The sequence below is a fragment of the uncultured Methanobrevibacter sp. genome (assembly GCF_937906425.1).
GTDB lineage: Archaea > Methanobacteriota > Methanobacteria > Methanobacteriales > Methanobacteriaceae > Methanobrevibacter.
Window position 1 is genome coordinate 1 of sequence record NZ_CALCYR010000286.1, and the last position, 4,813, is coordinate 4,813.

The window sequence follows — 4,813 nt, forward strand, 5'->3', positions numbered from 1 at the left end:
TTTAATATAATCAAATAAAAATTATAACTTAATTTAACTTAATTTAACTTAATTTAACTTAATTTAACTTATATAGTTTAATTTAACTTAATATAGCTTAATATAACTTAATTTAATTTAATTTAACTTAATATAGCTTAATTTAAATTAATATAGATTAATTTAACTTAATTTAACTTAATTTACTCAATTTAAATTAAACTTTTATTCTTAATAAATTATTTAAAACACTTAAAAAGACTCTGGTGTGAATTATGGAAATAGGTGTTGTTGTGCATGGGCCTGGAATTATAGATTCAGGTTATGCAATTAAAATTATTGATTTATTGTCTAATTACGGTAATGTCCGTTGTCGTTTAGGTGGGACAATGGGTAGAACTGCAGTTATTGATGCTGCTTTAGAAGATAAGATTGATATTTCTTTAAAATTATTGCCAAGCGAATCCCTTGAACTGTTCAATAGGGAGGATGTTGATTTGATCCTATTGCTTAATTATGGTAAATCAAGCCTTACAGGTCAAGTCTTTGGTTATAAAACTTTTACTCATTACTTTAAGAAGATTTCAAATGAGGATTTCCTTGCAACCAATCATAAACCTTTGTATGATTCAAGGATACCTGTCATTCAAATTGAAAGGCCTGGTGAGGATGATGGGTCCATCATCAGTTGGAATATGGCTCTTAATGAACAATTGAAAAATTCTAAAGGGGGCAGAAGATCCCGTTTAGGTTTTGGCAAGAAAAATATGCTTGAATCTCTTGCATTTAACTTTGAGGAACTTTTTGAAGAATTGAAAAATGCATTGGGCCTAAAGGCAGTCAGTCCTCAGGAAGTTGTAGACTCCTATTTCTCAGACAGTCAGGAAAGAAATGATAAGGACTCTATTGAACAGGTATTAAGGTCCTATTCAGATTATAATGACTCAAACAATTACACTTATCGTAAGGTTCATGGTGCAAGTCCTGATGAAAACATCTTTGTCAACGGCATTGTAGTAGGTTATGCAGACTCTGAAGACATTGTCATTGTGGCATGTAATGGTGTCATAGTTGACATAGTCGGCGGAAGGATTAAGGAACATGGTGTTGAGAAGTTAGGCACTGTGAATTTGTCAAATGTAATTGTTAAGACTGGTTTGTTGCGTAAGGCAGAGGATGTAACACCACGTATTTTAAATAAGGAAGATTTAAGCATTGCTGAAGCTGAAAGGACTTATTCGCAAGAGAGTTCAGATGATAATTCATTTAAGGTTGCTTATGTTGACCATGCAGCCTATGACATTTATAAGTATAAGAACTTTGATTTTGTTGTAACTGTTGGGGATGACACAACTCTTGTTGCATCCGATATTCTATACAGGTTTAATATTCCAATAATTGGAATCACTGATGGTGATTTGGACAAGGTTGTTGAAAAAGGTTTTATCAATGAAAAATCCAGTATCATTGAGGTTGCTTCTGGTTTTGATGACATTGTAGGCCGTAATATTTTTGAGGAGGTTTTCAATTCAAATAATGTGATTGAATTTGAATATGAGGAATCCTTTAAGAATGTTAAGCTTTTTAAACAGGCAATGGCTGATATTATCAAATCTCATATTTTGGAATCTGTAAAGGAAGTTGTTCCAAGTTTCATTGAGTTGGATCATGAACATAATCAAAGAAGTTCCTATAACATCTCTGATGAGGATTCATTTATTGAGGAAATGGATAATGAGGATTCCTATATTGGAGATATTGGTGAAGAGGATTCATTTGTTGATGGGGATTCTTATATTGGAGATATTGGTGAAGAGGATTCATTTGTTGATGAGCTTGCTAATGCAGATTCATTTATTGAAGAACTTGCTGCTGAAGATTTAAATGATGAAGGTCCTGAATTTGTGGAAGATGAATTTCATGAGGATAATGGCTTGATTGAAAGTGAATCATTGGATAGTGGCTTAAATAATGATAATATTGTTTTAGATACTTCACTTGAGGAAATGATTGAAGAGAATTCTTCAGTTGAAGATGATGACATTAGTCTTGATGATGATTCATTCAAGGACTTTTATGAGGAATTGTTGGCTGATGAAGAGGTTTCAGAATCTAATCTGGAAATTGAATATGAAGAAGGTTTTTCAGAGGAATTTGATCAAGGGTATGTAGAAGAATTTGAGCAAGAGTATGTAGAGGAAAGTATTTCTGATACTGAAGTCTTTGAAGAGGATATTCTGGAAGACTTGTCTGGAGATGCAATATTGGATAAGGCATTTGCAGCTGAAAATAAGATTGAAGAACCTGTTTTTGATGTTGGTTCTGAGGACGTTCAAGAGGATAGCGCTGAAGACTTATCTCATGAAGATTTGCTTGTTGATGATTTTGAGGATGTATATGATGAGAGTGGGGATGAATTAGTTCTTGAAGATTCTGGGGATGTTCGTGAGGATTTAATTTCTGATGAACATGTTTATGAAGATGTAATTTCTGATTCTGAGTTTGTTGAAGAGGATGGTTATTCTGAGGAATTTGTTTCTGAATCAGAACTTGAATATTCTGAAGAAATGATTGATTCTGAAGATTTGGAAGAAGAAATGGGAACTATTGAAGAAGATTCTGAACCACTTTTAAGTGTAGATGAAGCCTTATTGAAAGAGGCTCTTGAAAATGATGAAGATTATATTTATGTTGAACATGATTCTGAGAAAGATTCCTCTGATTTAGATGAATCTGATTCTGAAGAGGAAGTTATTTATGTTGATGCAGAAACTGGTGAAATAATTGAAGATTATTCTCCTGAAACTCATATAATTGAAGAGGATTTCTCTGAAGAAGAGAGAGAAAAAGAGGGGGAAGAAGAGGAAGAAGAAGTTTTTGTTGAAGAATCTGCACTTGGCGAATCCGATTTAGATGATATTGATGAAAAAGTGTCTGATTTTAAGGAAAAATCTGATGAAGACTTTTTAGAAAAATAATATTTTAATTTATATTTATTTTGATTTTTTATTGTATTTAGGTGTTAAAATGGATTTTGGTGAACTAGTAAAATCACTTCAGGAATTTGTAGGGGTCAGTCGTAAAAACTCTATTGAAAAGGTTACAAAAGCATTGGGTGAAGTTTATAACATTTCAGGAGAAGTTCTTCTTGACTTTGGAGATGATGCTTCAGCTATTGATATTGGTAATAATCAAGTTGTATTGCTTGCGGCTGATGGTATATGGGGACAATTGATGAGTGTTAACCCATATTGGGCAGGATATTGTTCTGTACTTGTAAACGTAAATGACATTGCTGCAATGGGTGGAAAACCTATAGCTATGGTAAATACATTATCAATAAACGATGATGAGATTTATGATGAACTGTTGCAGGGCATTGTTGACGGTTGCCGTAAATTCAATGTTCCTATGGTAGGCGGACATTTGCATCCTGATGCTGAATTCAATTCATTGGATGTTGCTATTGCGGGAATTGCAAAAAAGGATTCCATGATAACTTCTGCTGGTGCAAATATTGGAGATAAGGTTCTTGTAGCCATTGATACCGATGGAAGACAACATCCTCAATTTGCCCTAAATTGGGACACAACCTATGACAAGGATGAGAAATTGGTTCAAGATCAAATAAAGGTCATGCAGGAGATTGCTGAAAGGCATCTTCCAACAGCTGGTAAGGACATAAGTAATCCTGGAACCCTTGGAACTTTGGAAATGTTACTTGAGGCTTCTGGAGTTGGTGCAAATGTTGATTTGGAATCCATTCCTAAAAATCCCGATGTTCCTTGGGACGAATGGTTAATGGCTTATCCTGGAGCAGCTTTTGTAATGACTGCCAAGGAGGAAAATTGTCAGGAAATCATTGACACTTTAAGCCCTTATTCATTTGAAGTGGCTGTTGTAGGGGATGTCATTGATGAAAAGGTTCTTTATCTTAATTATGGGGAAGAAAAAGCAGTAGAACATGTCGCCAAAAACATGGGCAATGTCGTTGCCGATCTGGACGAACCCAATCTGGTGGCAATCTTTATGGGATTAATACTCGGAATATTATTAGGCGCTATACCCTTTGTCATTCCACAGATGAGTGTGCCTGTAAAACTCGGCTTAGCTGGAGGGCCTATAATTGTAGGTATATTGGTAGGAGCCTATGGCCCTCGCTTGCACATGATTACCTACACGACTATAAGTGCTAACCGTATGTTGCGGGCTTTAGGTATAACAGTCTTCCTGGCATGCCTTGGCCTGCAGGCAGGCCCACGTTTCTTTGATACCGTGGTAAGAGCAGATGGAGCCTTGTGGGTGATGCTCGGCTTTCTGATAACAGTAGTTCCGGTGATTATAGTCGGCTGGGTGGCTGTCAGATTTTGCAACCTGGATATGGCTACGATGGGCGGTATGGTGTGTGGCAGTATGGCCAATCCTATGGCCCTTGACAGTGTTAACGATGCCATGCATTCCGATCGTGCTTCAGTAGCTTACACTACCGTATACCCCCTTAGTATGTTTATTAGGGTTATAATTGTACAAGTAATCATTGTAATGATGATGTAGCGTTTGATATTGCTATGCGATGAGTGATTAGATTGACGCTAATAGATGCCTGTAATGAGCAAACTATGGAGCAAAAAGGCGCTAAAACACGTTTTTATTAAAAAAAGTTGGTAGAAATCTTGGCGGGTAAAGAAAAATGTTATTAACTTTGCACCCGTTTCTTGTGCCTCCCCCTTGTAGGGAACTTAAATATGAGCCATCTGCATAGGGCTGGCAAGAGAAAAAGGGTGTTTTCCAGAGTGGCCAAATGGGGCAGACTGTAAATCTGCTGTCTTTCGAC

1 protein-coding gene and 2 pseudogenes are annotated in these 4,813 nt (G+C 35.9%); all 3 read left to right on the plus strand.

The features are described from left to right. Positions 1 to 254: 254 nt before the first annotated feature. Positions 255 to 1,505 (plus strand): annotated as a pseudogene (locus tag Q0138_RS08470) (DUF2117 domain-containing protein); the annotation flags it as partial. 1,483 nt (positions 1,506 to 2,988) lie between these two features. After that, positions 2,989 to 3,942 (plus strand): annotated as a pseudogene (locus Q0138_RS08475) (methanogenesis marker 2 protein); the annotation flags it as partial. Between the two features lie 66 nt (positions 3,943 to 4,008). Then, entirely contained in the window at positions 4,009 to 4,533 is a 525-nt protein-coding gene (locus Q0138_RS08480; RefSeq protein ID WP_297983392.1) for a hypothetical protein, read from the plus strand. The last annotated feature ends 280 nt before the right edge of the window (positions 4,534 to 4,813 follow it).

Bases quoted from the DNA above. Each gene is read 5' to 3' on its own strand.
- Q0138_RS08480 (WP_297983392.1), top strand. From the start codon at position 4,009: ATGGGATTAATACTCGGAATATTATTAGGCGCTATACCCTTTGTCATT.